Annotated in this window: 21 protein-coding genes and 3 tRNA genes; 2 read left to right on the top strand and 22 right to left on the bottom strand. The window is 58.0% G+C overall.

The features are described 5' to 3' along the window. Window positions 1-197: 197 nt before the first annotated feature. The 15 genes from AB5Y92_RS03355 to AB5Y92_RS03285 form a co-directional block, all read right to left on the bottom strand. Complete coding sequence (locus tag AB5Y92_RS03355; protein WP_368225549.1) at window positions 198-992, bottom strand: antA/AntB antirepressor family protein; 795 nt, start codon at window positions 990-992, stop codon at window positions 198-200. A gap of 129 nt (window positions 993-1,121) precedes the next feature. After that, on the bottom strand, window positions 1,122-1,331 hold the full coding sequence (locus AB5Y92_RS03350; RefSeq protein ID WP_234921491.1) for an AlpA family transcriptional regulator: 210 nt from the start codon (window positions 1,329-1,331) through the stop codon (window positions 1,122-1,124). A 108-nt stretch (window positions 1,332-1,439) separates the two neighbouring features. Continuing rightward, a complete protein-coding gene (locus AB5Y92_RS03345; protein WP_201998070.1) occupies window positions 1,440-2,372 on the bottom strand; it encodes a hypothetical protein in 933 nt (310 codons plus the stop codon). 97 nt (window positions 2,373-2,469) lie between these two features. After that, window positions 2,470-3,678, bottom strand: coding sequence for an integrase arm-type DNA-binding domain-containing protein (locus AB5Y92_RS03340; RefSeq protein WP_115522293.1), 1,209 nt, complete (start codon window positions 3,676-3,678; stop codon window positions 2,470-2,472). A gap of 271 nt (window positions 3,679-3,949) precedes the next feature. Then, a tRNA-Leu gene (locus tag AB5Y92_RS03335) sits at window positions 3,950-4,036 on the bottom strand. A 41-nt stretch (window positions 4,037-4,077) separates the two neighbouring features. Beyond that, window positions 4,078-4,151, bottom strand: a tRNA-Cys gene (locus tag AB5Y92_RS03330). Between the two features lie 35 nt (window positions 4,152-4,186). Beyond that, window positions 4,187-4,262, bottom strand: a tRNA-Gly gene (locus AB5Y92_RS03325). A gap of 181 nt (window positions 4,263-4,443) precedes the next feature. Next, on the bottom strand, window positions 4,444-4,998 hold the full coding sequence (pgsA, locus tag AB5Y92_RS03320) for a CDP-diacylglycerol--glycerol-3-phosphate 3-phosphatidyltransferase (RefSeq protein ID WP_031227442.1): 555 nt from the start codon (window positions 4,996-4,998) through the stop codon (window positions 4,444-4,446). A 199-nt stretch (window positions 4,999-5,197) separates the two neighbouring features. Next, window positions 5,198-7,051: an excinuclease ABC subunit UvrC gene (uvrC, locus tag AB5Y92_RS03315; RefSeq protein WP_164536517.1), complete on the bottom strand. Its 1,854-nt coding sequence runs from the start codon at window positions 7,049-7,051 to the stop codon at window positions 5,198-5,200. Between the two features lie 127 nt (window positions 7,052-7,178). Further along, window positions 7,179-7,823, bottom strand: coding sequence for a UvrY/SirA/GacA family response regulator transcription factor (uvrY, locus tag AB5Y92_RS03310; protein WP_005337448.1), 645 nt, complete (start codon window positions 7,821-7,823; stop codon window positions 7,179-7,181). Between the two features lie 212 nt (window positions 7,824-8,035). Continuing rightward, window positions 8,036-8,785: a 3-deoxy-manno-octulosonate cytidylyltransferase gene (gene kdsB / locus AB5Y92_RS03305; protein ID WP_128815636.1), complete on the bottom strand. Its 750-nt coding sequence runs from the start codon at window positions 8,783-8,785 to the stop codon at window positions 8,036-8,038. Next, window positions 8,782-8,970, bottom strand: a complete 189-nt coding sequence (locus AB5Y92_RS03300) for a Trm112 family protein (RefSeq protein WP_005347033.1) — start codon at window positions 8,968-8,970, stop codon at window positions 8,782-8,784. The genes kdsB and AB5Y92_RS03300 overlap by 4 nt, the downstream gene beginning before the upstream one ends. A gap of 121 nt (window positions 8,971-9,091) precedes the next feature. Continuing rightward, complete coding sequence (gene lpxK / locus AB5Y92_RS03295) at window positions 9,092-10,093, bottom strand: tetraacyldisaccharide 4'-kinase (protein ID WP_368225546.1); 1,002 nt, start codon at window positions 10,091-10,093, stop codon at window positions 9,092-9,094. Beyond that, complete coding sequence (gene msbA / locus AB5Y92_RS03290; protein WP_164536515.1) at window positions 10,093-11,856, bottom strand: lipid A ABC transporter ATP-binding protein/permease MsbA; 1,764 nt, start codon at window positions 11,854-11,856, stop codon at window positions 10,093-10,095. The genes lpxK and msbA overlap by 1 nt, the downstream gene beginning before the upstream one ends. Window positions 11,857-11,960: 104 nt before the next feature. Continuing rightward, window positions 11,961-14,162 (bottom strand): DNA internalization-related competence protein ComEC/Rec2, encoded by a 2,202-nt coding sequence (locus AB5Y92_RS03285; RefSeq protein WP_368225543.1) that lies wholly within the window; start codon window positions 14,160-14,162, stop codon window positions 11,961-11,963. Window positions 14,163-14,189: 27 nt separating this feature from the next. Between AB5Y92_RS03285 and AB5Y92_RS03280 the strand changes: the two genes are divergently transcribed. Next, on the top strand, window positions 14,190-14,708 hold the full coding sequence (locus AB5Y92_RS03280) for a DUF2062 domain-containing protein (RefSeq protein WP_005350890.1): 519 nt from the start codon (window positions 14,190-14,192) through the stop codon (window positions 14,706-14,708). Continuing rightward, a complete protein-coding gene (locus tag AB5Y92_RS03275; protein ID WP_368225551.1) occupies window positions 14,702-15,205 on the top strand; it encodes a DUF2062 domain-containing protein in 504 nt (167 codons plus the stop codon). The genes AB5Y92_RS03280 and AB5Y92_RS03275 overlap by 7 nt, the downstream gene beginning before the upstream one ends. Before the next feature lie 114 nt (window positions 15,206-15,319). On the opposite strand, the gene AB5Y92_RS03270 is transcribed toward AB5Y92_RS03275, so the two are convergent. The 7 genes from AB5Y92_RS03270 to glpD form a co-directional block, all read right to left on the bottom strand. Further along, the gene (locus AB5Y92_RS03270; RefSeq protein ID WP_005350888.1) at window positions 15,320-16,510 is read right to left on the bottom strand and encodes an amino acid aminotransferase; all 1,191 of its coding nucleotides are present in this window, start codon (window positions 16,508-16,510) and stop codon (window positions 15,320-15,322) included. A 145-nt stretch (window positions 16,511-16,655) separates the two neighbouring features. Beyond that, window positions 16,656-17,597 carry a hypothetical protein gene (locus AB5Y92_RS03265; RefSeq protein ID WP_368225541.1) on the bottom strand — a complete coding sequence of 314 codons (942 nt, stop codon included), beginning with the start codon at window positions 17,595-17,597 and terminating at the stop codon, window positions 16,656-16,658. A 171-nt stretch (window positions 17,598-17,768) separates the two neighbouring features. Continuing rightward, on the bottom strand, window positions 17,769-18,641 hold the full coding sequence (hdfR, locus tag AB5Y92_RS03260; RefSeq protein WP_005337525.1) for an HTH-type transcriptional regulator HdfR: 873 nt from the start codon (window positions 18,639-18,641) through the stop codon (window positions 17,769-17,771). Then, window positions 18,641-19,012 (bottom strand): DUF413 domain-containing protein, encoded by a 372-nt coding sequence (gene maoP / locus AB5Y92_RS03255; RefSeq protein ID WP_005337527.1) that lies wholly within the window; start codon window positions 19,010-19,012, stop codon window positions 18,641-18,643. The genes hdfR and maoP overlap by 1 nt, the downstream gene beginning before the upstream one ends. Before the next feature lie 299 nt (window positions 19,013-19,311). Then, window positions 19,312-19,794 carry a serine protease inhibitor ecotin gene (gene eco, locus AB5Y92_RS03250; RefSeq protein ID WP_005337529.1) on the bottom strand — a complete coding sequence of 161 codons (483 nt, stop codon included), beginning with the start codon at window positions 19,792-19,794 and terminating at the stop codon, window positions 19,312-19,314. Between the two features lie 218 nt (window positions 19,795-20,012). Next, window positions 20,013-21,101, bottom strand: a complete 1,089-nt coding sequence (gene glpQ / locus AB5Y92_RS03245; RefSeq protein ID WP_368225539.1) for a glycerophosphodiester phosphodiesterase — start codon at window positions 21,099-21,101, stop codon at window positions 20,013-20,015. 107 nt (window positions 21,102-21,208) lie between these two features. Beyond that, window positions 21,209-22,696, bottom strand: coding sequence for a glycerol-3-phosphate dehydrogenase (gene glpD, locus AB5Y92_RS03240; protein ID WP_368225537.1), 1,488 nt, complete (start codon window positions 22,694-22,696; stop codon window positions 21,209-21,211). Between the last annotated feature and the right edge of the window lie 76 nt (window positions 22,697-22,772).

Genomic DNA, 22,772 nt, shown 5'->3' with positions numbered 1-22,772 from the left:
GCAGGTGTTGAAAGGCTGGGGTATCCATGATGGTAGACCTCAAGGTGATGGCCTACTTCAAGATTAGCCTTTCAACACGTAATTGGGACAGAGCCCAAAAAAACCGCTAATTGTCGGTTGCGGGTAACCGCTCGTGGAAGTAGTACTGTTAGGGTTAGTAGCCCCAACAGATAAGATCTGTACCGTGTCGGATCGTGTCATGCAATATCATTTTCGCCGCCCTCACGTTCAATCCGGGTAGCCAGCATGGCTGTTAGCCTCATCTTGCGTTCAGCGAAAGGCATGTCTGCGTCCAGGAAGGTGGCATTACTGCGCTCAAGAAAGGCGACCAACGCCAGTTGATATGCGCTCAGGTGTTTCCGTACCTCGCCTTTCAGACCGTGTTGGGCCAGCCATGCTTTGCCATCCATCCCAAGAACCAGCCGATTGATCATGCCCAGCTCATTGCTGTAATGGTGACCAGCAGTCTTCTTACCCAGCCTGGTACGGTGTTGCTGCAGAGCGCGACACATTAGCCCGTGGTAGTCCTTGCTGGCTTCCCGTTCAGCTTGCCAATGGGCTTGTGCCGACACTTGCTGTTGCGGGGCAACCTCGGCTAGCCGCCGTTCGCAGTCGATGAAGTAGCGGCGCGCACGGCGGCCCTCATCGTTGCGCTCGACCATAGACAGTTCCTTAGCCATATCCAGCACAAGGTGATATTCCTTCACTCGTTGTGGGCGTGCTTTTGTGTTCCCCGAATGTGGGGAGCGCAAAGTTTCGACAATTGTGTAATCCATACCCTCAATAAAGCCATATTCAGCAATACGATCTCGCACCCATGTAGAAAAATCTCGTCCCACACATAGAAAGGTATGAAGTTCACGAGCATTGACGGTTTTAATAAATTTTCCTGCAATCAGAAGTTCATTAATTGGCAGTATGTCAGTCAGTATCTGAGTTTTTTTGGGCAAGGCTTCGCCCTGGGAAAGATACTCATATTGTTTTGAGATCATGGTATGTAAATCCTAAAGTGGTTGTGCTAACTAGCTCAACTATCAGATTCCTGATATTATTGAGTGGCGTTATTTAGTTAGGGCTGTACCCGTAAGGGACGGCTCTTTCTTTTGGTCAATATACCGACCTTAAGCAACCTCTCCTCTTTCGCTCATCCATGCTCGAACCTCTTCAGCCCGCCATGCAGTTACTCTTTCTGACAACTTGACTGGTTTTGGGAATCTGCCTTTTGCTGACCAGCGCCAGACTGTAACCACAGCAATCCCTAGTACTTTGGCAAGGGTATCTACCCGGACAAAACCCTCTTGTGGCAATGCAAATTCTGATTTCAATGACATGGTTTGTTGCTCCTTTACGTGTCTTCTCGTTGCAGTAGCAATCAAACCATGTTCGACTATGAATGTGAGGTAGTTATAGAAAACTCCCGTAAGTTATCAATAACTCCCTTAACGAACCCCAGCCCTTTCCAACCAAGCTTTCAGCGTATGAGCAGTCACTGTACTTAACTGCTTGCTATGACCATTGCGAGTGATCTTTTTTTGCAGCTCTTCTACACTACCTTTGAGCTCTTCGGTGGAGTACCCATGCGACCCTAACAACTCAACGATAGCCCTACTCTGGTTTGCTGTTATTCTTGTCACCTGCTCATCATCCTTTTGCATCGGTGGCGCTTTCTCTGGACGTAGATTGCTACTTTTCTTGCTCATAACCTCACCAGATGCCATATGCCTCTGTATCTTTAACAGATCTTCCCGCATCAACCTCAGCCGCTTCGTAATATCATTCAGATGCTCCAAACCAAACAATGTAATTACCTTCTGGGAGCTGTTTTCTTGTTCAGGACAGGTGTCAGTCCCTATATATACCGCAGTAAGATCCCAATCAAATTCAGAGTCAGAATCAGAATCAGTAACGAGTTGGAGTTGTGGAATGCATTGAGGCTCAATCGCCCAAAAACCTCTCAAGGAAACCTTCCTGTTATACCAGTCACCTTGTGTTGGAGATCGCATCCCAGCTCCATACTGAAAGTACCTCCAGTTTGAAATGGAGTTTTTTTCATCCTCATAAAATGGTGGAATATCACCAATATTAATTTTTTTTACCTTCAGAACTCCTTCAGAGATATATTCGACCTCTTTGGTTTCTTGGGTGTCAGGTATGTTTTCATCAATGAACATTTCATGGACATGGTATTGCGGTGTGTCTATTTCATACTCTTGAAACTCAGCATATATATTAATTGCCCCTATAATAGCCCAATGAAATATATCCTCTACTTCACAACCCAATAATCTAGCCGCCCGTTCAGGACTGCAATATTCTAATGGAATCAAAGGCTGTATTGTCGACTTGATTTGATTTAAAGTTGCTTTAGCCATAATTTTACCTCTGCACAACCGCTTTGAACATATTGCCGAGCTATGCGAGCAAGACTCCCCCACATTTCGCGCCAGCGCGCTAGACTCGGCAAAGTCGTTAACCCACTCGGTTAAAATTCACTGGTAGCACATTGCTACCCCGTTGCGAGTCATAGAAATCAGCCAACCATTGCAACAGCTTGCGCCGGTCATCTAGGTACTCGGCCCGGTGATAGGCTGCACGTACCTTGTTGCGTTCGGCGTGGGCAAGCTGGCGCTCTATCACATCCGGATCAAAGCCTTCCTCGTTCAAGGTGGTAGATGCCAGCGCCCTGAATCCATGCGGGCAGGCAATCCCTTTGTAGCCCATCCGCCCCATGGCGTAGCTCAAGGTATTCTCACTCATGGGATTGGTCAGTTTGCGCTCGCTTGGGAACAGCAACTCACAATGGCCTGTCAGCTGGCGCAGCTCATCGAGCACGGCCAACGCCTGACGAGAAAGGGGGACAAGGTGCTCAGTTCGCATCTTCATCCGTGCAGCAGGGATCCGCCATTCTGCCCGTTCCATATCGAACTCATCCCAACGTGCAAAACGCACTTCACCAGGGCGGGTCATGGTCAACATCAGTAGATGGAGGGCAAGACGAGTCGCCGGATTAAGTGGCTCGGCCTCTAGGCGGCGGAAGAACTCTGGCAGCTCAGAACGGGGCAAAGCGGGTCTGTGCTCCAGCTTGGTGGCCTTGAGTGCCCCTTTCAGGTCTTGGGCCGGGTTGTAGCTGGCTCGTCCAGTCTGAATGGCGTATCGCATGACAGCGCCGATCCGCTGTAGGATCCGTCCCGCTGTTTCAGTAACCCCCCGCTTCTCGACCTTGCGCAAAGCATCCAACATCATGGGCGCGGTCAGCTCGGCAACGGGCACAACCCCAAGATCGGGGAAAACATCCACCTCAAGCGACTTGAGCACCCTGGCTGCATGAACAGGCGTCCAGCGAGCGAGCTGGCTTTGGTGCCACTCTCGCGCCAGTGCTTCAAAGTTGTTCTCGCTGGCCAGCTTGTTAGCGATCTTGCTCTGTTTCTTGACGAGACCCGGATCCACCCCTTCAGCAAGTTGCCGACGAGCATCATCCCGTTTCGCCCTTGCCTCTTTCAGTGACACCTCGGGATAGACACCCAAGGCGAGCGTCTTCTCTTTGCCGCCGTGGCGATACTTGAGCCGCCAATACTTGCCAGACTGGTTGACCAACAAGAACAAGCCTTTCTCATCGGATAGCTTCTGCTGCTTACCGTTGAACTTAGCCTGCCGGGCAGTGATATCAGATAGGGGCATATGGGGTATCTCCCGTGTTTGCTTGGGGGTACTTGCACACACTGGGGGTATCTATTGCTGCGCTGCAGCCCATACAGGGCGTGGGTTTGGCAAATTTGGGGGTACTTTTTACCCCTATCAGAACAGATACCCCCAGATGTACCCCCAAGAATGGGGGTATGCTATGACGTGATATGATACGACAAGACATAACAAAAAACCCGCAAAGCCTTACGCTATGCGGGTTTCAGATATGTAATGATATGATGTGATGTGATGTGATATTCATTAATGGTGCCCGAGGCCGGAATCGAACCGGCACGACGCGAACGTCGAGGGATTTTAAATCCCTTGTGTCTACCGATTTCACCACTCGGGCACCGCAATCGGTATCAAGCTCGCGTGGCGGGCTTGTCAATATGGAGGCACGTTCCGGAGTCGAACCGGACTAAACGGATTTGCAATCCGCTGCATAACCGCTTTGCTAACGCGCCATGCAAAAGAGAGTTGGCTCTCTATTGTCTAAATTTGGAGCGGGAAACGAGACTCGAACTCGCGACCCCGACCTTGGCAAGGTCGTGCTCTACCAACTGAGCTATTCCCGCATTGGTCTGGCTGACTGCCTGACTACGAGGACGCATTCTAGCGATGTTCCTCGCCCAGTCAACCAGAAATATTTAATTACCTGATCGTTCGGGCATTTTTTGCCCTTTTTGAACAGTTTTAGCGCCTTTGGCCGTTTCCTGCCTCAAATCAGCGGAAACCTCACCTTGCGGCGCAAGTGGCTCACAGGTTGGCGTGGTGGGTCAAATCGCCCCAGGCGGCCTTCATGTACTGGAACATCGACCAGAAGGTGAGCACGGTAGCGACATAGAGCATCACATAGGCGAGCCACACCATCCAGACGTTGTATTGCCAAATCAGACCGGTGAGTGACACCATCTGGATCATGGTCTTCCACTTGCCAATCCAGCTGACCGCCACCGAGGAGCGTTTGCCGAGCTCGGCCATCCACTCACGCAGGGCGGAGATGATGATCTCGCGGCCAATCATGGTCATGGCGGGGATGGTCACCCAGATGGTGTTGTAGTGTTCGACGATGACCACCAGTGCGGCGGCGACCATGATCTTGTCGGCAACCGGGTCAAGGAAGGCGCCAAAGGCGGTGGACTGATTGAGCTTGCGAGCCAGATAGCCATCAAACCAGTCGGTGGCAGCGGCCAGAATAAAGATGATGGCGGCAGCCAGATAGGACCATTGATAAGGCAGATAGAACAGGATGACGAAGACGGGAATGAGCAAAATCCGGAAAAACGTCAACAGGTTAGGTATGTTTGTCATTATTTTCAGCCACTTCTTGTACGTCGCTACATAGTGCGCCAAAGCCGATTTGCGATGCAACCGCACTGGCGCCCGTCTTGGTCTTTTTAATCCATCAATCTTCTCAAAATGCGAGGGCCATTATGGCATTTACGGCCCCCCCGCGTCACGGCTCTTGTGCATCAAGGAGTTAGCGATTTTGCCATGCCGCAAATCCTGCTCAGGCGCTGTGCAAGCCATCGTGGATGGTCTGGGCCAGCTCCTGACTGATGCCGGGTACCTTGGCCAGTTCATCCACGCTCGCCTTTTTGACCTCCTGCAGGCCGCCCAGATATTTGAGCAGCGCCTGCCGGCGCTTTGGCCCCACCCCCGGAATATCCTCCAGACTGCTGCTGGTGCGGGCCTTGGCCCGTCTGGCCCGGTGGCCGGTAATGGCAAAACGGTGAGATTCATCGCGAATATGCTGAATAAGGTGCAAAGCGGGCATATCTGCCGGCAAATGCAACTCTTCGTGACTCTCCCCCATGATGAGAGTTTCCAACCCCGCCTTGCGGGTGACCCCCTTGGCAATCCCCACCAGCAGCGGATATTTGCCGCCGAGGAACTCCAGCTGACGGGCCAGGATCTCTTCGGCGCGGCGCAGTTGGCCGAGGCCACCGTCGATAAATAGCACGTCCGGCACCTTGTCCGACTCTTGCTGCTTGCCAAAGCGGCGCTCCAGCGCCTGCTCCATCGCCGCGTAGTCATCACCGCCAGTGATACCGTCGATATTAAAACGACGATATTCCGATGAGAGCGGACCCTCCCGGTTGAACACCACGCAAGAGGCCACGGTGCGTTCCCCCATAGTGTGGGAGATATCGAAACACTCCATGCGGACGATGGGACGCTCCAGCTCCAGCAGCTCTTCCAACTGGTCGTAGCGGGCGGTGATGGTGCTCTTGTGAGCAAGCCGCGATCGCAGCGCCGTCTCGGCATTGATGGAGGCGAGCTTGATAAAACGGGCCCGCTCGGCACGGGTACGGCTCACCACCCGCACCTTGTAGCCTGCGGTCTGGCTCAGGGTCTCGGCGATGACGCTCTCATCCTCCAGTTCCACATCGAGCAGCACCTCACTCGGGATCTGCCGCCCCCCCTGCCCCGAGAGATAGAACTGCAGCAGGAAGGATTGCACCACCTCGTCGAGCTGGGTATCGGCCGGCACTTTCGGGAAGTAGCTGCGCGAACCCAGCACCTTGCCCTGACGGATAAAGAGCACGTGGATGCAGGCCGCACCTTGCTGGAAGGCCACCCCCACCACATCGAGCTCGTCCAGCACGTTGCCGCTCACCGACTGCTGCTCGGTGACCCGGCGCAGCGCCAGGATCTGATCCCGATAGCGGGCCGCCTCTTCAAAGCGCAGATCGCCGCTGGCGGACTCCATCTTGCCCACCAGTTCGCCAATCACTTGCTGGTTCTTGCCCGCCAGAAACAGCTTGGCCAGCTCAACCTGCTGGGCATATTCGGCCTCGCTCACCAGTCCGGGCACGCAAGGACCGGCGCAGCGCTTGAGCTGATAGAGCAGGCAGGGACGGGTGCGGTTGGCGTAGACCGCATCCTCGCACTGGCGTACCGGAAATATTTTCTGCATCAGATGCAAACTCTCGCGCACCGCGCCTCCAGAGGGGTACGGGCCGAAGTACTCTCCTTTGATCTTGCGGGCGCCGCGATGGACGCCGATGCGCGGATGCTGGTGCGCGGTGATGATGATCCAGGGGTAGGATTTGTCGTCCCGCAGCAGCACGTTGTAACGGGGCTGGTACTGCTTGATGAGGTTGTGCTCGAGGATCAGCGCCTCGGTCTCGGTGTGGGTGACGGTGACCTGAATATCGGCGATCTGGCGCACCAGGGTGCGGGTCTTGATGCTGTCGACGTTGGTGCGAAAGTAGGAGGCGAGCCGCTTTTTCAGATCCTTGGCCTTGCCCACATAGATCACGGTGCCACCGCTGTCATACATGCGGTAGACGCCGCTCTGATGGGTGACGGCGCTCAGAAACGCCTTGCTGTCGAAGAGTGGTTCGGGAGAGAGGGTCATCAGCTACTCGGCTCACACAAAGGCAAAAATTGACGGGCAGAGCATACTGCCCCCGCCGCCTGAAAAGCAAAAGGGCAGAAAAGCAAAAAGGCGGCACGCGCCGCCTTTGTGACCACACGCCACCCGATTAGAGGGTATCGGCATCCAGCATGCCATAGCGAATGGCCAGATGGGTCAGTTCCACGTCACCGTTGATCCCCAGCTTGCTGAACAGACGATAGCGGTAGCTGTTGACCGTCTTCGGGCTCAGGTTGAGCTGCTCAGAGATATCGGTCACCTTCTGCCCCTTGGTGATCATCATCATGATCTGCAGCTCGCGCTCGGAAAGGGACTTGAAGGGATTCTCGTCAGCGGAGGCAAATTGGCTGAGGGCCATCTGCTGGGCAATCTCCGGGGAGATGTAGCGCTGACCGGAGTGCACCAGCCGGATCGCCTGGATCATCTCGTCGGGAGCAGCCCCCTTGGTCAGGTAACCGGCGGCGCCTGCCTGCATCACCTTGGTGGGGAACGGATTTTCTGAATGAATGGTCAGCACTATGATGCGCACATCGGGGCGGATCCGCAGAATTTTGCGGGTCGCTTCCAGACCACCAATACCCGGCATGTTCATGTCCATCAGGATCACGTCCGGATGGTGTTGGCGACAGAACGTAACTGCTGTCTCGCCGCTCTGTGCTTCGCCCACCACCTTGATCCCGCGCACATCTTCAAGAATGCGTCTTATCCCTGTACGCACCAGCTCATGATCATCGACCAGGAATACATTTATCACCCAAACACCCCGTTTTATCTCGTTTTAGCCGCCCGGTTAGGGTTAACAGGGCGTCTTGCATCATAACCAAACTCGTCGCGTTGGCAAACCATGCACGCCAAAAGTTTGAGAAAACCCATGTTTAGCGTTTAAAATCAAATAATTATATAAATTTTCAAAACAAAAAACGGTGCCTTGCGACACCGTTTTTCATGACGTTAGTGCTATGGCCATCACTTGGCCAAAAAGGCGCGCACCTTCTCCAGATCGGCCTGGGTATCCACCCCGACCGGCGGTGCTTCAAGGGCCTGGGCGACGTGGATCTTCTCCCCGTACCAGAGCACCCGCAGCTGCTCCAGCGCCTCGACCTGCTCCAGCACGCTCGGTGCCCAGTCTACGTAACGCTGGATAAAGCCGGCGCGATAGGCATAGATACCGATATGACGCTGGTAGTGGTCACCAATTTGCTCATGGCTCTTGGCAAAGCGATCCCGATCCCAGGGAATGCTGGCGCGACTGAAGTAGAGGGCGTAGCCATCCTTGTCAGTCACCACTTTCACTGCGTTCGGATTGAACGCCTCTTCGGCATCCTTGATCGGCACAGACAGGGTCGCCATCGGCGCCGTGGCAGCGGCCAGATTATCCGCTACCTGACGAATGATGGCGGGCGGAATGAGCGGCTCATCCCCCTGCACATTGACGATGATGGTATCGGCGGCAAAGCCGTAGTGACGGCACACCTCGGCCAGACGCTCAGTGCCAGACTGGTGATCCGGTGAGGTCATGCACACTTCGACGCCGGTGCTCAGCAGTGCCTGCTGTACCCGGGCATCGTCAGTGGCGACGATCACTCGATCGGCACCTGATTGCAGAGCTTTCTCCACCACGTGCTGCACCATGGGTTTACCATGGATATCCGCCAGCGGCTTGCCCGGCAGACGAGTTGACGCATAGCGGGCAGGAATGACGACGACGAAACTCATGACGGCAGCTCATCGCTGTTGAGCGGACGGGCACGGTTCTCCAGTAGTACCGGGATCCCCTCTTCCAGCGGATAGGCCAGCTTGTCGAAGCGGCAGACCAGCTCATGAACTGCTTTGTTGTAATGCAGCTTACCCTTGCAGACCGGGCAGGCGATGATGTCGAGCAACTTGATGTCCAAAGCCAAAACGATACTCCTTCAACGATGTCGCGCTGGCGGCTTCATCACGCCAGCGATGGATGTCGAGCAACCAGCTATTCCATGCGGGGCATATTCCCCCCCTGCTCCCCCGCCGAGGCGAGAGAGATTAATCTTGTGCCTTGGTTACGCCTTGCGCCTTTCCACTCGTGTTCAGCTTGTGCAACAAGGTATCGAGCAAGGAGGCGGGCAACTCGGCGCTGACCGGCAGATACCACCAGTTATCGAGGGCAAACGGGCGGCACTTGACCGCATCCTTCTCGGTCATCAGCAGCGGCTTGCTGGCAAAGCGCCCCACCAGCTCATCCCGATCGAAGGGGTGATGATCGCCGTAGGCGGCCTGCTGATCCAGCTGATAGCCGAGCCCTTCTAGGGTGGCAAAGAAGCGGGGCGGATGACCAATCCCCGCCAGCGCATCAACCGGCCCCGACAAGGGGGCGGCCAGCGGGGCATCGTCGCGCACCCGGCGCGGGGTGTCGGCAACCAGTTGCATGGGGTACTCCCCCTTGCCCGGCTCGCCGCCGTTGCAGATGATGGCGTCCACCCGTTTGAGACGAGTGACCGGCTCGCGCAGCGGCCCCATCGGCAGCAGGCAGGCGTTGCCGAAACGGCGCGCTCCGTCCACCACCACCAGCTCGATGTCGCGGGCCAGCGCATAGTGCTGCAGACCATCGTCGGTGATGATGATATCCACCTCACCGCTCTGCTCCAGCAGTCGTACCGCGTCGGCCCGTTTCGGGGCAACCACCACGGGGCAGCCGCAGCGCCGGGCAATCAGCACCGGCTCATCTCCGGCCTGCGCCGTACTGCTGGTCTCATCCAGCCGATAGGGGTAATGGGGCGCCTTGCCACCATAACCACGGCTCACCACCCCGGGGCGATAGCCGCGGGCTTGCAACTGCTCCACCAGCCAGACCACCACCGGCGTCTTGCCGTTGCCCCCCACCGAAATATTGCCCACCACGATCACCGGCAAGGAGGCGCGATACCCCCTTCGCCAGCCGTGACGATAGGCGTAGCGGCGGGTGCCGCTGATGATGGCAAACAGCAGGGCAAAGGGGGCCAGCAACCAGCGCCAGCCACTCTTTGCATACCAGAGCCGTTCCAGCATCAGGCCTTGCTTCCCGCGTTGCCAAACTGAATGGCTCGCAGCTGGGCATAGGTACCGCGCTGCTCCATCAATGCTTCGTGGTTACCGCGCTCGACGATATGGCCTTCGTCGATCACCAGGATCTCGTCCGCCTTCTCGATGGTGGAGAGACGGTGGGCGATCACCAGCGAGGTACGCGCCTTGCAAAGCTCGTCAATGGCCGCCTGAATGTGGCGCTCGGACTCGGTATCGAGGGCCGAGGTGGCCTCATCCAGCAGCAGAACCGGCGCATCGCGCAGCAGAGCGCGGGCGATGGCCACACGCTGGCGCTGACCACCGGAGAGGGATGCACCGTTCTCGCCAACCACAGTGTCATACCCATTGCTCATCTTGCTGACGAATTCGTCGGCATGAGCGATACGGGCGGCCTGCACGATCTGGTCGCGGCTGTATTTGTCTTCTGCGGCGTAGGCGATGTTGTTGGCCACCGAGTCGTTGAACAGGTGGACATGCTGGGAGACCAGCGCGTACTGCTTGCGCAGCTCGCTCAACTTGTATTCGCGGATGTTGATGCCGTCCAGCAGGATCTCGCCCTGATCGATGTCGTAGAAGCGGGTCAACAGGCTGGCAATGGTACTCTTGCCAGAGCCGGAACGGCCCACCAGCGCCACCGATTTACCCGCCTCCACCTTGAAGCTGACGTTGTGCAGCGCCGGGGTGTCCTTGGTCGGGTAGGTGAAGGTGACGTTGCGAAACTCGATCTCGCCGCGGGCACGCTCCAGAGTGCGGGTGCCGGTATCCTGCTCCGGCTCGGTGTCGAGCAGGCCAAACAGACTGTGACAGGCGGTGATGGCCCGCTGGAACTGGTTATTGACGTCGGTCAGGCTTTTCAGCGGCTTGAGCAGCATCATCATGGAGGTGATCATGACGGTAAACGTACCGGCAGTCAGCTCGCTGCGCACACTGTCGATGGTAGCTACATAGAGGAAGGCAGCCAGCGCGATGGAGGCAACCATCTGCACCACCGGGCTGCCGATGGCATCGGCAGCGACCATCTTCATGGTTTGCTGGCGCATGTTGTTGCTGACCTGGAAGAAGCGTTTCTCTTCCACCTTCTGGCCACCAAACATCAGCACCTCTTTGTGCCCTTTGAGCATCTGCTCGGTGGAGGTGGTGATATCACCTACCGCCTGCTGGATATGGCGGCTGATCTGACGGAAACGACGGCTGATAAGGCCGATGATGATGCCCACCAGCGGGCCCACCACCAGGAAGATCACCGACAGCTGCCAGGAATGCCAGAACATCAGGCCAAGCAGGCCGACCACGGTCGCCCCTTCCCGCACCAGGGTCACCAGCGTGGTGCTCGCCGCCGAGGAGACCTGACTCGCGTCATAGGTCACCTTGGAGAGCAGGTGGCCGGTATTCTGGCGGTCGAAGAAGCTCATCGGCATCGCCACCATGTGATTGAACACCTGCTGTTGCAGACGCATCACCACGTGGTTGCCGACCCAGGCCATGCAGTAGTTGGAGAGGAAGTTGGCGACACCGCGCAGGGCCACGATACCAAGTACAAAGAAGGGCATCCACTTGAGCACGGTCGGATCGTTGCCGTTGATCCCCTGGTCGATCAGCGGCTTGATGGAGTAGACGAAGGTGGTGTCGACAGCGGCATAACCCAGCATGCCGATGATGCCGCCGATCAGGCCAAGCTTGCGGTCACGGACATAACCGAGCAGGCGCTTGAATACTGGCCAGCTACCTTGTGAAGTTTCTTGTTGCATGAATAGCCGTTGGTAATGGAAATGACGGGGTATTCTAGCCAAAGCGCAGGCTTACACCAAGCGCCGCCACCTATATCGCATTCCTACACGGCAGAAAAGGCCGATTATTGCTCAAACCACACTCGCGGTCGCCACCAGTCGCCACTGCGCCGGTACCAGGGCCCCATATCTCGCTCGGCGGTGACGCTCAAGCCCGCTGCGGTGGGTTCGACCAGCATCGCCCCTTGCTGACCGGTGATCCACTGGCGGGCATCCCGATAGCGGGCCACCACATCGGGACGGGGAAAGCCCCACTGATTCATAAAGCCGGCGCTGTGGATCACCTCCTGCGCCGCTACCGCCGCAACAAAAGGGGGCGTGGAGGAGGTGCGACTGCCATGATGGGGGCTCACCAATAAGGTGCTGGCCAACCCCTCCCCCTCCAGCGCCACCAGTCGTTGTTCGGCCTGCCGTTCGATATCGGCGCTCAGCAATATGCTGCGCTCGCCATCGCTGATGCGTACCACGCAGCCATCGTTATTACGCCCACCGCCTGGGTATTCGGGCCAGAGCACCACAAACGAGAGCCCCTGCCAGCGCCACTGTTGCCCACGCTGGCACAGGGTGGTTCCCTCACTGAAGGGGTAAGAGGAGAACTCGTGACGCACCGGCATGGCGCTGAGCAGTCGCTTGCGATTGCCGGCATGGTCCCGATCCTTGTGGCTGATGATGAGGCGATCGATGACCCGGATCCCCAGATGGCTTAGCTGGGGCAAGATCACCGCGTCCGCCATGTTGTAGCCTCCGGGATAGCGATCACCTGTGTCATAGAGGATGGCACGCTCCCCCTTGCTGATCAGCACTGCCAGCCCTTGCCCCACATCCAGCACCCGCAGTTGCCAGCGGACTGGCGTTGGCCAGAGCGCCAACAACAGCGCACACAGACCCGGTAGCAACAGCCAACGTGCCGGGCGCCACTGCGCGGCGAACCAGAGCAGCAACAGCAGGGTGCAAAGCGGCAGCCACCAGCCGGGCAGTGGCCACCACAGTTGCAGTTGATCGGAAAGCCAGTTCAGGATCGTCAACACCCACCCGAGCCCCAAATCCGCCAGCCAGAACAGGCCGTAGGCGAGCAAAGTGGAGATCGGCGCAAGCAGCACACCGATCAGCGCCAGCGGGATGATAGCGATACAAAAGAGCGGCACCGCCAACAGGTTAATCACCATGGCAAGGGGCGCTATCCCCTCGAACAACGTCAGTTGCAACGGCAGCAGACCGAGCAGCAGCCAGAGCTGGATCTGCCACAGCCCCGGCTTGTCGTGGAGATATCCCACCAACAGCAAGATGGCCACCGCCAGAAACGAGAGCCAGAAGCCGGCCGAATAGAGGGCGAAGGGATCCCAGAGGGTAAGCACAACAAAGGCCCACAACCAGATGCGCCAGGCCGGCCACTCCCGCCGACTCCAGCGCAGCACACTCCACACCAGCACCATGATCAAGGCCCGCTCGGTCGCCACCGCAAACCCAGCCAACGCGCTGTAGACGGCGGCAAAGAGCAGGGAGGTGATGATGGCGCCACGCAGACCAAACAACCTGCCAAGCCACCACCCGAGCACCGCCACCAGCGCAATGTGCTGCCCTGAAATGGCGATGATATGGGTCAGGCCGCTGCCGCGAAACAGCTCCCACTGGGCATCCGTGATGCCGCTCTGCTCGCCAAAAGTGAGCGCCGCCAGCAAGGGGGCATAGTCAAGCGGACGCCAACTCTCGGTCGCGGCCCCCAACCAGCGTTCACGCCACCCCGCAGGTGCCTGTTGAATATCTATCACCCGACGCAGATTGCCGGTGGCGGTGATCCCCTTGCCCAGCAGCAGACGCCGCCCATCCAGCCCCGCCTCGTTGGCAAGACCGTGAGCCGGTTTCAACGAGGTCACCAGGGTGATCCGGCTACCTACCGTCATGGCGGGCAATGCCTGATAGGCATTGACCCGGATCAGGGGCTCAGGTGTCACCGGTTGCTCGTCGAGGATGCTCACCCGCAGTAGCAGCCGGACAAATTTATCCCCCTCGGGCTCTGCACTTTGCAGCTGTGCGGTTATCATGTGGCTCGTCTGATCGCCCAACCGCTCCAGCCAGGCCAGCCGATAGGCAAGATTGGCCTGCATCCAGAGGATGCCTAGCAGGAGAAACAGCCACCGCCAGGCACGGCAATATGCAAGGGGGATCAGCAGGGACAGCAACAGGCCCCCCCATGCGAGTGAAGGTAACCATGGCCAGAGCAGTGAGGAGCTTGCCCCCAAGGCAAACGACAACAGACGCAGATCCATGGAACAAGTATTTAGCAAGGTTTTAATATGCCCAAACGACTCATTAAACGCTGGATGCCCGATCAGCAAACCCTGAAAGAACACAAGCACCTGCGGCTGTTCGGCAAACTGCTGCTCGATGCCAACCTCTGGCACCTCAACCGTCGCTCGGCAGCCGGGGCATTTGCGGTGGGCCTCTTCATGGCCTGGGTGCCGCTCCCCTGCCAGATGCTGCTGGCCGCCGGTGGCGCCATCCTGTGCCGGGTCAATCTGCCGCTCTCGGTGGCGCTGGTCTGGCTCTCCAACCCCTTTACCATGCCGCCCCTGCTCTATGGTGCCTATCTGGTGGGTTGCCAGCTGCTGGGACATTCGGCGCAGCAGATAGAGATTGAGTTCACTTGGGAGTGGCTGGTCTCGGTGCTGGGCACAGTGGCACCGCCGCTGTTGCTGGGCTCGCTGATCCTGGCCCTGCTCAGTTCTCTTATCGGTTACACCCTGATCCGCACCTTCTGGCGGATCAGCACGGTGCGCCAGTGGCAAAAACGCAAGATGGCCCGCCCATGCTGAGTCGCTGGTTTGCCCGCTTCAAGCTAGATCCCGATACCCTGCGCCAACAGAAGTGGTTTGCCCTGTTTGGTGAGCGACTGCTTGCCCCAGCCCTCTGGCAAGGGGGCACCCGCGCCCTGAGTGGCGCGGTGGCGGCCGGGATCTTCGCCTGCTGGTTCCCCATCCCGATGCACTCGCTCATCGCAGTCGGTCTGGCGCTGGCATTCAGCCTCAACCTGCCGCTGGCACTGCTGGCGGTCTGGTTCAACAATCCGCTGACTTTGCCGTTCATGTACCTCTACGCCTATCGCACCGGTTGTCTGGTACTGCGCCAGACGCCGGAGCCTTTCCACCTCAGCTGGACCCTCCACTGGCTGGAGCAGGAGGCGGCCACTCTAGTGCCTCCCTTCCTGCTCGGCAGCCTGCTGCTGGCGGTACTCACCGCCCTGAGCGGCGGCGCCCTGACCGCGCTGCTGCTGCAACTGCGCAAACTGTGGCAAGGTGTCCGCCACCAGTGAGTCCCCCTTCCCATTGTTTGACTGTTTGACGATCAGCCGTTGGCGATCAAAAAAGCCCGTCACCAAGGTGACGGGCTTTTTCATGGCATAGAACCAGAACACAAGGTGATGCGATTACAGCACCTTGGCGATCGCCTCGCACAGAGGATCGATATTGGCGCGGGTAATACCGGCTACGCTGATCCGGCCGGAGCCGACGATGTAGATGGCAAATTCGCTCTTGAGGCGCTCCACCTGATCCTTGGTGAGACCGGAGAAGGAGAACATGCCGTTCTGCTCGCGGATAAAGCTGAAATCCTGGCTCACGCCGAGGGCCGCCAGCTTCTCTACCAGCAGTTCACGCATCTCGCGAATACGCACCCGCATGGCAGCCACTTCTTCGACCCACTCGGCATAGAGAGCCGGATCACTCACCACGGCGGTGACCACAGCGGCGCCATGTGACGGCGGGTTGGAGTAGTTGGCACGAATGACGGTCTTGACCTGAGTGAAGGCCACATCGGCGATCTCCTTGGTCGCGCTGACCAGCGTGAAGGCGCCGACCCGCTCGTTGTAGAGGCCGAAGTTCTTGGAGAAAGAGCTCGCCACCAGCAGTTCGTCATGGCACTCGGCGAAAATCCGCAGACCTTCGGCATCCTCTTCGATACCACGGGCAAAACCCTGATAGGCGAAGTCAAACAACGGCAACCAGCCGGCGGCAGCACTCTGCTTGGCCAGCGCGCGCCACTGATCGCTAGTGGGGTCGATACCGGTCGGGTTGTGGCAGCAGCCGTGCAGCAGCACCAGCTCACCCGGCTGCACTTCGGCCAGCGAAGCCTGCATAGCGGCAAAGTCGAGCCCCTTGGTCGCTGCGTCGTAGTACTTGTACCACTTGACGGTCAGGCCCGCGGCCTGGAATACGCTGACGTGGTTGGCCCAGGTGGGATCGGAGATCCAGATGGTCTTGGCCAGACCGTTGCGCACCACGAATTCGGCCGCGATACGCAGGGCACCGGTACCGCCCGGCGCTTGCGCGGTCTTGGCGCGGCCGCTGGCAACCAGCGCAGAGTGCTGCCCGAACAGCAGTTGCTGCACGATGCGGCCATATTCGATATTGCCTTCAATACCGAGGTAGTTCTTGGTCTTCTCGTCGGTCAGCAGCTTCTGCTCGGCTTTCTTGACACAGTGAAGAATGGGGGTAGCACCGGACTCGTCCTTGTAGATCCCTACGCCCAGATTGATCTTGTGGCTGCGAGAGTCAGCGCGGAAGGCTTCGGTCAGGCCCAGGATCGGATCCGCTGGGGCGGCAACAACCTTTTCAAACATGGTATTCCCTGTATTCCGTTGAGTTCGTTGGGTGGCAAAGCGGCTTGATAAACAAAAGCGCTCATCTGGCGAGCGCTTCGTCAACTCTTTATATCACCGCGTTCAATGGGGGAAAACCGCTTTTTGGCTCGCTTTCAGACCAATTTCAACCAACGGCATGCCACGCTGGCGCCAGTGCGCACACCTCGGCCGACAAGCCACCATTGGACTCAACCAACCCGCTACAAACTGCTAACAATGACTTGGGGATCCGGCTCGGTTCCCACGGCCTAGCCTCAGTCAAAGGTTGGGCATACGCACTGAGAATGGGGGCCAGATCACGGGGCAGCCACCAGCTGGCCGGACGACCCAAGCGCTGGGCCAGCGCCTGCAGCCGATCCACCCCTGCAGGGTCGAGGGCGGTGAGATGACTCCACAACACATTGGGGGGCAAGGCGGCCACCACCTGCTGCAAGGCCAGAGGAGCCGATAGGGGAGCCCACACCAGCAAGGTGCCAGCATCAAGGGGCATCTCGGCAAAGGCGCCGACGCTGTCTGTGGTGATCACCCGCTCGATACTCCCCTCCCCCCACAGGATCTTGCCAAGACCCGCCAGGGTGCGCTCGGGCAGGGCCACCTCCCCCAGCGCCTGCAACCAGGGGGCTGCGTCGATCAGGGTGCCGCCGCTGAAAAAGAGGTTGAACGGCTGGGCGGCGCGCAAGCGCAACAGCTGATCGGCGCAGAGCCGGATCCCCTTGTCCTCGAAATCGATCTGCTCGTTGGGGGTGAAGTTCACCTCTGACTTGCGATAGAGCGCCGCCAGCACCCGCTCGTTGACCTGCTCCCCCAATTGCCAGCCCTGAGCATGCAACCACTCCTCGGGCTCGGGGGGAGCGGTGGCGATCTCGGCCAGCATCAGCTCGCGGGTGAGATAGCGCCGCCCGGCCGGGGTGAGCTCATAGCTGTGGTTGCCATGGGCGAGCAGCAGCTGGTTATCCTTGAGCAGGCCCACCAGCGGTTGCCACTGACGGCCACGGATCACCACAGGTGAGTGGCTCAGCAACTGCTGCGCCAGCGCCCGCCATTCGGGGTGACTAAAGTCGATCAATTACAATCCATCCCTGTCAGTGCTCAATCGGATAAACAGCCTGAAAAGGTACCGTTACAGGCCGATGACGCCAAGCCTCCCGCTCCAATTACGTGACCTCGCTCCCTGCAATTTTCCCCAAACAGAAGAGCCCACCGTGGGGTGGGCTCTTCCTTGGATAACACTCGACGCTTATTCGACGTTGAGGCGCAGCTCGGCGTCGTGCCAACCCAGTGGCAGGGTCAGCAACTGATCGATCAGCTCCCGGCGATCGGATTTCTCCAGATAGGCGAGATAGAGCGGACGGCTCAGCGGCTGGCCCCCCTCCACCAGATGGAGCGCCCCCTTCTCGAGGAAGGGGCTGACCATCCGCCGTGGCAGGTAGGCAGCACCACCGTTGGCCAGCACGAACTGCAACGCCATGCTAGCGGAGCTGGAGTGCAGCACCGGGGTCTTTTGCAGGCTCTGCAACCGGCTGGGTTGCGGCTCGAAGCTGGTGCCCCAATCGAGGTGGATGTGCGGCATCTGCATCAGGTTGTCGGCATTGGCGGCCGGATCCCGGCTCACCAGCTCGAACACCAGCTCACCGATGGGATGCAGGGCAATCTCGTCGATCTTGGTGGGCTCGGAGAGCAGGGCCAGATCGAGGGAGCGCTCCAGCAACTGGCGGCAGAGGTGCTCGCGGGAGGCTGTTTCCAGCCGCACCGCCAAACCAGGCGCCAATGCATAGATGTGATTGAGCCAGTCGTTGAAATCGAGCTCCCAGAACACCGCGGGCGCGCCGATGGCCAACTGCTGGCTGAATCCTGGCGAGAGCGCCACATCCTGCTTGGCACGACCAAGGGTGTGCAAGATGGCGTCTGCGTATGGCAGCAGACGCTCACCGGAGGCGGTCAGACGGATATTGTTGCGATGACGGGCAAACAGACTGACACCCAGTTGCTGCTCTAGCTGGCGGATCCGGAAACTCACCGCCGACTGGGTCAGGTAGAGATTTTCAGCAGCCCGGCCAAAATGCCGGGTCTTGCTCACCTCGATAAAGGTCCGAAGCAGCTCGGTATCCATTAATCGATGGACTCGTCACTGCCACCACCGCTGCCACCACCGACATCAAAGCTGCCGCCACCGCTGCTCTCTTCGCTGGCGCCGCCAACGACGGTGCAGAGGCGATGAACGCGCTTGGGACCGATCACCTTGAGGTATTTGAACCACACCTTGGCATGGGGGTTGGCACCGGCTGCGCCGGATTTGACCTGCTCGACGAAGGCGGACTCGACATCGTCACGGGGTGCAAGGTTGCCCTGGTAGAGTGCCAGCATGGCGGTACCATACTTTTCCAGACTGTCCGCTTCGGCCACAGTGAATTCACCACTGCGACGCAGGCCACGGGGAAAATGTTTGAAGTCGTTGAAACGCTTGTCTGATTCGAAGCTCATAGTGCTCTTTTTTCTGGTTAGTTTGACCTTTGCGGGCAAGTATCATCAGGCCATCGCCGAGTGCAAAATCAATTTTCTCACTATGTTAATAAATATCTTTTATCGAAGTCACTTTGCCCCATCCCTGACGCCGATTTTGTGGCATAACACACAAAAAACGTTGATAAATAATAAACTTATGTAAACGTGCAGCCAATTTGCACGTCACTTTTTGTGACTGTGCAGGCAAAAATAAAGCGCCATACGGCGCTTTATTTATCACATCAGGTGAACCAGCTGAACCTTTGGTTCAAACATGCTTACTCAATCATGGCCGGTTGGGCCAGGTTGTCGGCACGCCACAGACGGTAGCGCACTTCATACTCCTGCGGCACGTAGATCACGAACGGCAGTTTTGAGTTGTAGTTCACGAAGAAGCCCTGACCGTAGATCTGGACGAAGGTCTCTTTCTGCTGGTTATCGGGGCACATCATCAGGGTGCTGATGGGGTCGGAAACCTTGCCCAGTTTCAGGTAGTTGTAGCCCCAGCCTTTGACGCTGTGCTGTTCCAGGTTGCCTGCAAAACGCGGTACGTTGCAATCAACCATCATCTTTTTGCCGACCTGCAGCTCGACCATCATATCGGCTTCTTTCTCGACTTCAGGCAGGCGGATCACCACACGTTCCTGATTCACGTCAGCGGCTGGGAACATGCTGATATCAAATTTTTTCGGCTCGGCGGCGAAGGCATGGCCACCCAGCAACAAGGCGCCCAGCAGGCTAAAACGCAATACGGTTTTCATCTGTACCTCATGGGGTTGGTTCAACGCCGCTAGACTAACCGCTCTGCCGATTTCATGCCAGCGATCTGCTACGTAAAAACTGCGTAAAATGATGCAGATCCGGCACACCATGACGTGATCTGGCTATTTTCTGACAGGGCGCACACTCCCGTTGCGGGAACCTGAAACAAAAAGCGAGGCCAATTAGCCTCGCTTTGCATTCAAATGGCGCCAGAGTGCTATTTGGCCGCCTCTTGATGGGCCTTGATGACGGCCACCGCCTTGTCGGGGAAGTCGCTGAACACCCCATCCACATCGGCCTGATAGAGGAAGATATTAAGTAGATCGGTGAAGTCCTTGGCATAGGCCGGGATCTGCCCCTCATCCTGACGGAAGGTATAGGGGTGAACTTTGAGGCCCGCCGCATGGGCTTCTTTTACCATGCCGGTGAAGACCGGTTTGCCCAAAGTGCCCGGCTCGGTGACGATCATCGGTTTCCACGGTCCAATCCCTTCGGCATAGCTGGCGATGGTTTTCATCGCTCCCGGCTTGAACATCCAGTCATAGTTGTAGGGGGTCGCCTTACCCTTGGCGTCGTAGACCATGGTCTCGTTCCAGTCGGTCTCGGCCATCAGCTGCACCAGTTTCAGATCCATACCCATGGCGGGCATCAGCTCGCTGTTGATGCGCTTGAGTTCATCGGCATCGAAGCACTGCAGATAGACCTTGTCATCCTTCCCGGTATAGCCGTACTCCTTGAGCACCTTCAGCACCGACTTGGAGATATCCTTGCCTTCGTGACGGAACAGCCAGGGCGCTTTGATCTCCGGATAGATGCCGATGTTTTTGCCGGTGCTCTTGTTGAGCCCCTGGATCATCTCGATCTCCTCCTGGAAGGTATGGATCTTGAAGTCTGACTTCCAAAGCGGGAAGCGGGCCGGATAGACCGGCACCTGCTTGCCATCCACCAGCTGGAACGGCTCGGTCATGCGCAGGGAACGCACCTCGTCCAGGGTGAAATCCACCACATAATAACGGCCGTCCGGACGGGCACGGCCGGGGAAGCGCGCCGCCACATCGGTGATGCCATCGAGGAAGTGATCGTGCATCACCACCAGCTGGTTATCCTTGGTCATCACCAGATCCTGCTCCAGATAGTCGGCCCCCATGCCATAGGCCAGCGCCTTGGACTCCAGGGTATGCTCGGGCAGGTAGCCGGAAGCGCCACGGTGGGCGATCACCACCTTGCCTTCATCGGCAGCCAACACGGGTAATGAGAGGGATGCCCCAAGGCTCAAGGCGATGAGGGAAACGGCGAGTTTTTTCATATGTGATGCTCTTTATTATTGTGTGTAGGTAATTGTTCTATCAGAGGTTTGTTGCATATTTACGGTGGAAAAACGGTGGGCAGCAGCGCACTGCCCACCGTCACTCATCAGCTCGCCTTGCGCAGAGCCTGATGGTATTGGTCGAGCCAGATCTGCAGCATCTGCTGCTCTGAGTCGTTCAGGCGCAGCCCCAGCTTGCTGCGGCGCCAGAGGATATCCTCCAGTGAACAGGCCCACTCCCGCTCGATGAGATAACGCACTTCCGACTCGTACAGGCCGCCACCGAAGTGAATGCCGCGATCCTCTTTCAGCCAGAGACGGGCATGGGCGCCATAGGCCTCTGCGATGCGCAGGGCGCTGCGATCATCGAGCCAGTCAAACTCCAGCGCAAAGGCGCGGGCCAGCTCGCGTACCGAGCAGTCAAACTCGCCGCCGGGCAGACGGCTGGTCGCAGTCCAGTCATCCCCCATCTGGCTGAACCAGGGCTTGAGCTTGTTGCAGGCAGCCTGCGCCAGCTTGCGATAGGTGGTGAGCTTGCCGCCAAACACCGACAAGAGCGGCGCACCGTCAGACTCGCCAGAGAGCTCGAGGGTGTAGTCACGAGTTACCGCTTGCGGCGAGTCTGACTCGTCATCACAGAGCGGACGCACCCCGGCATAGGTCCAGATCACATCTTGCGGCGCAATTTGGCGAGTGAAGTGGGCGTTGACCACCTTGCACAGGTAGGTAATTTCGGCCTCGCTGATCTTCGCTTCCCGCGGGCTGCCGTGGTGCTCCACATCGGTGGTGCCGATAAGGGAGTAGTCCTGCTGATAAGGGATGACGAAGACGATACGGTTATCTTCGTTTTGCAGGATATAGGCCTCTTCGCGCTCATGGATGCGCGGCACTATCATGTGGCTGCCTTTGATAAGGCGAATACCACGGGGTGATTTCTCGTGCAGGCTCTCGTCATAGAAGGTCTTGACCCAGGGGCCCGCCGCATTGACCAGACCACGGCAGGTGACGGTGAACTGCTCGCCCCCTTCCCGCTCCAAAGTGAGCGTCCAGTGTTTGGAACCGCGCACCGCCTTGATGCAACGGGTGCGGGTCTGCACGTCGGCCCCCTTGTCACGGGCCATCATGGCGTTAAGCACAACCAGCCGGGCATCGTCGACCCAGGCATCCGAGTATTCAAACCCCTTGTTGATCCCTGCGGTCAAACCATCTTGCGGCAGGAAGCGCACGCCACAGCTCCCCTTTAGCTTGTCGCGCTTGGCCAGATTGTCATAGAGGAACAGACCGGCGCGGATCATCCAGGCCGGACGCAGGTGCGGGCGGTGCGGCAGGCGAAAACGCATGGGACGGGCGATGTGAGGCGCCATACCGAGCAGCACCTCACGCTCCGCCAACGCCTCTTTCACCAGCCGGAATTCGTAATGCTCGAGATAGCGCAAACCGCCGTGGATCAGCTTGCTGGAGTTGGACGAGGTGGCAGAGGCGAGATCTTGCGCCTCAAACAGGGCAACCTTCAGACCCCGTCCTGCCGCATCGGCTGCGATGCCGACCCCGTTGATGCCGCCACCGACGACGACCAGATCATAATGTTCGCTCATGTTCACCTACTTTCATTTTTATGATTGCTATAACAGCAATGTTTGATTTCGCTCATTTTAGAACATGAAAATACAA

Origin of the sequence: Aeromonas sp. R1-1, from assembly GCF_040908495.1 — a bacterium.
Classification (GTDB): Bacteria; Pseudomonadota; Gammaproteobacteria; order Enterobacterales; family Aeromonadaceae; genus Aeromonas; species Aeromonas veronii.
Note: the sequence above shows the minus strand (reverse complement) of the source record. Positions and strands in the feature narration are given on the sequence as shown.

Coding starts and splice junctions, on each gene's coding strand:
- AB5Y92_RS03355 (WP_368225549.1), bottom strand. CDS start 992: ATGATCTCAAAACAATATGAGTATCTTTCCCAGGGCGAAGCCTTGCCC.
- AB5Y92_RS03350 (WP_234921491.1), bottom strand. CDS start 1,331: ATGTCATTGAAATCAGAATTTGCATTGCCACAAGAGGGTTTTGTCCGG.
- AB5Y92_RS03345 (WP_201998070.1), bottom strand. CDS start 2,372: ATGGCTAAAGCAACTTTAAATCAAATCAAGTCGACAATACAGCCTTTG.
- AB5Y92_RS03340 (WP_115522293.1), bottom strand. CDS start 3,678: ATGCCCCTATCTGATATCACTGCCCGGCAGGCTAAGTTCAACGGTAAG.
- pgsA (WP_031227442.1), bottom strand. CDS start 4,998: ATGACAAACATACCTAACCTGTTGACGTTTTTCCGGATTTTGCTCATT.
- uvrC (WP_164536517.1), bottom strand. CDS start 7,051: ATGACCCTCTCTCCCGAACCACTCTTCGACAGCAAGGCGTTTCTGAGC.
- kdsB (WP_128815636.1), bottom strand. CDS start 8,785: ATGAGTTTCGTCGTCGTCATTCCTGCCCGCTATGCGTCAACTCGTCTG.
- lpxK (WP_368225546.1), bottom strand. CDS start 10,093: ATGCTGGAACGGCTCTGGTATGCAAAGAGTGGCTGGCGCTGGTTGCTG.
- msbA (WP_164536515.1), bottom strand. CDS start 11,856: ATGCAACAAGAAACTTCACAAGGTAGCTGGCCAGTATTCAAGCGCCTG.
- AB5Y92_RS03285 (WP_368225543.1), bottom strand. CDS start 14,162: ATGGATCTGCGTCTGTTGTCGTTTGCCTTGGGGGCAAGCTCCTCACTG.
- AB5Y92_RS03280 (WP_005350890.1), top strand. CDS start 14,190: ATGCCCAAACGACTCATTAAACGCTGGATGCCCGATCAGCAAACCCTG.
- AB5Y92_RS03275 (WP_368225551.1), top strand. CDS start 14,702: ATGCTGAGTCGCTGGTTTGCCCGCTTCAAGCTAGATCCCGATACCCTG.
- AB5Y92_RS03270 (WP_005350888.1), bottom strand. CDS start 16,510: ATGTTTGAAAAGGTTGTTGCCGCCCCAGCGGATCCGATCCTGGGCCTG.
- hdfR (WP_005337525.1), bottom strand. CDS start 18,641: ATGGATACCGAGCTGCTTCGGACCTTTATCGAGGTGAGCAAGACCCGG.
- maoP (WP_005337527.1), bottom strand. CDS start 19,012: ATGAGCTTCGAATCAGACAAGCGTTTCAACGACTTCAAACATTTTCCC.
- eco (WP_005337529.1), bottom strand. CDS start 19,794: ATGAAAACCGTATTGCGTTTTAGCCTGCTGGGCGCCTTGTTGCTGGGT.
- glpQ (WP_368225539.1), bottom strand. CDS start 21,101: ATGAAAAAACTCGCCGTTTCCCTCATCGCCTTGAGCCTTGGGGCATCC.
- glpD (WP_368225537.1), bottom strand. CDS start 22,696: ATGAGCGAACATTATGATCTGGTCGTCGTCGGTGGCGGCATCAACGGG.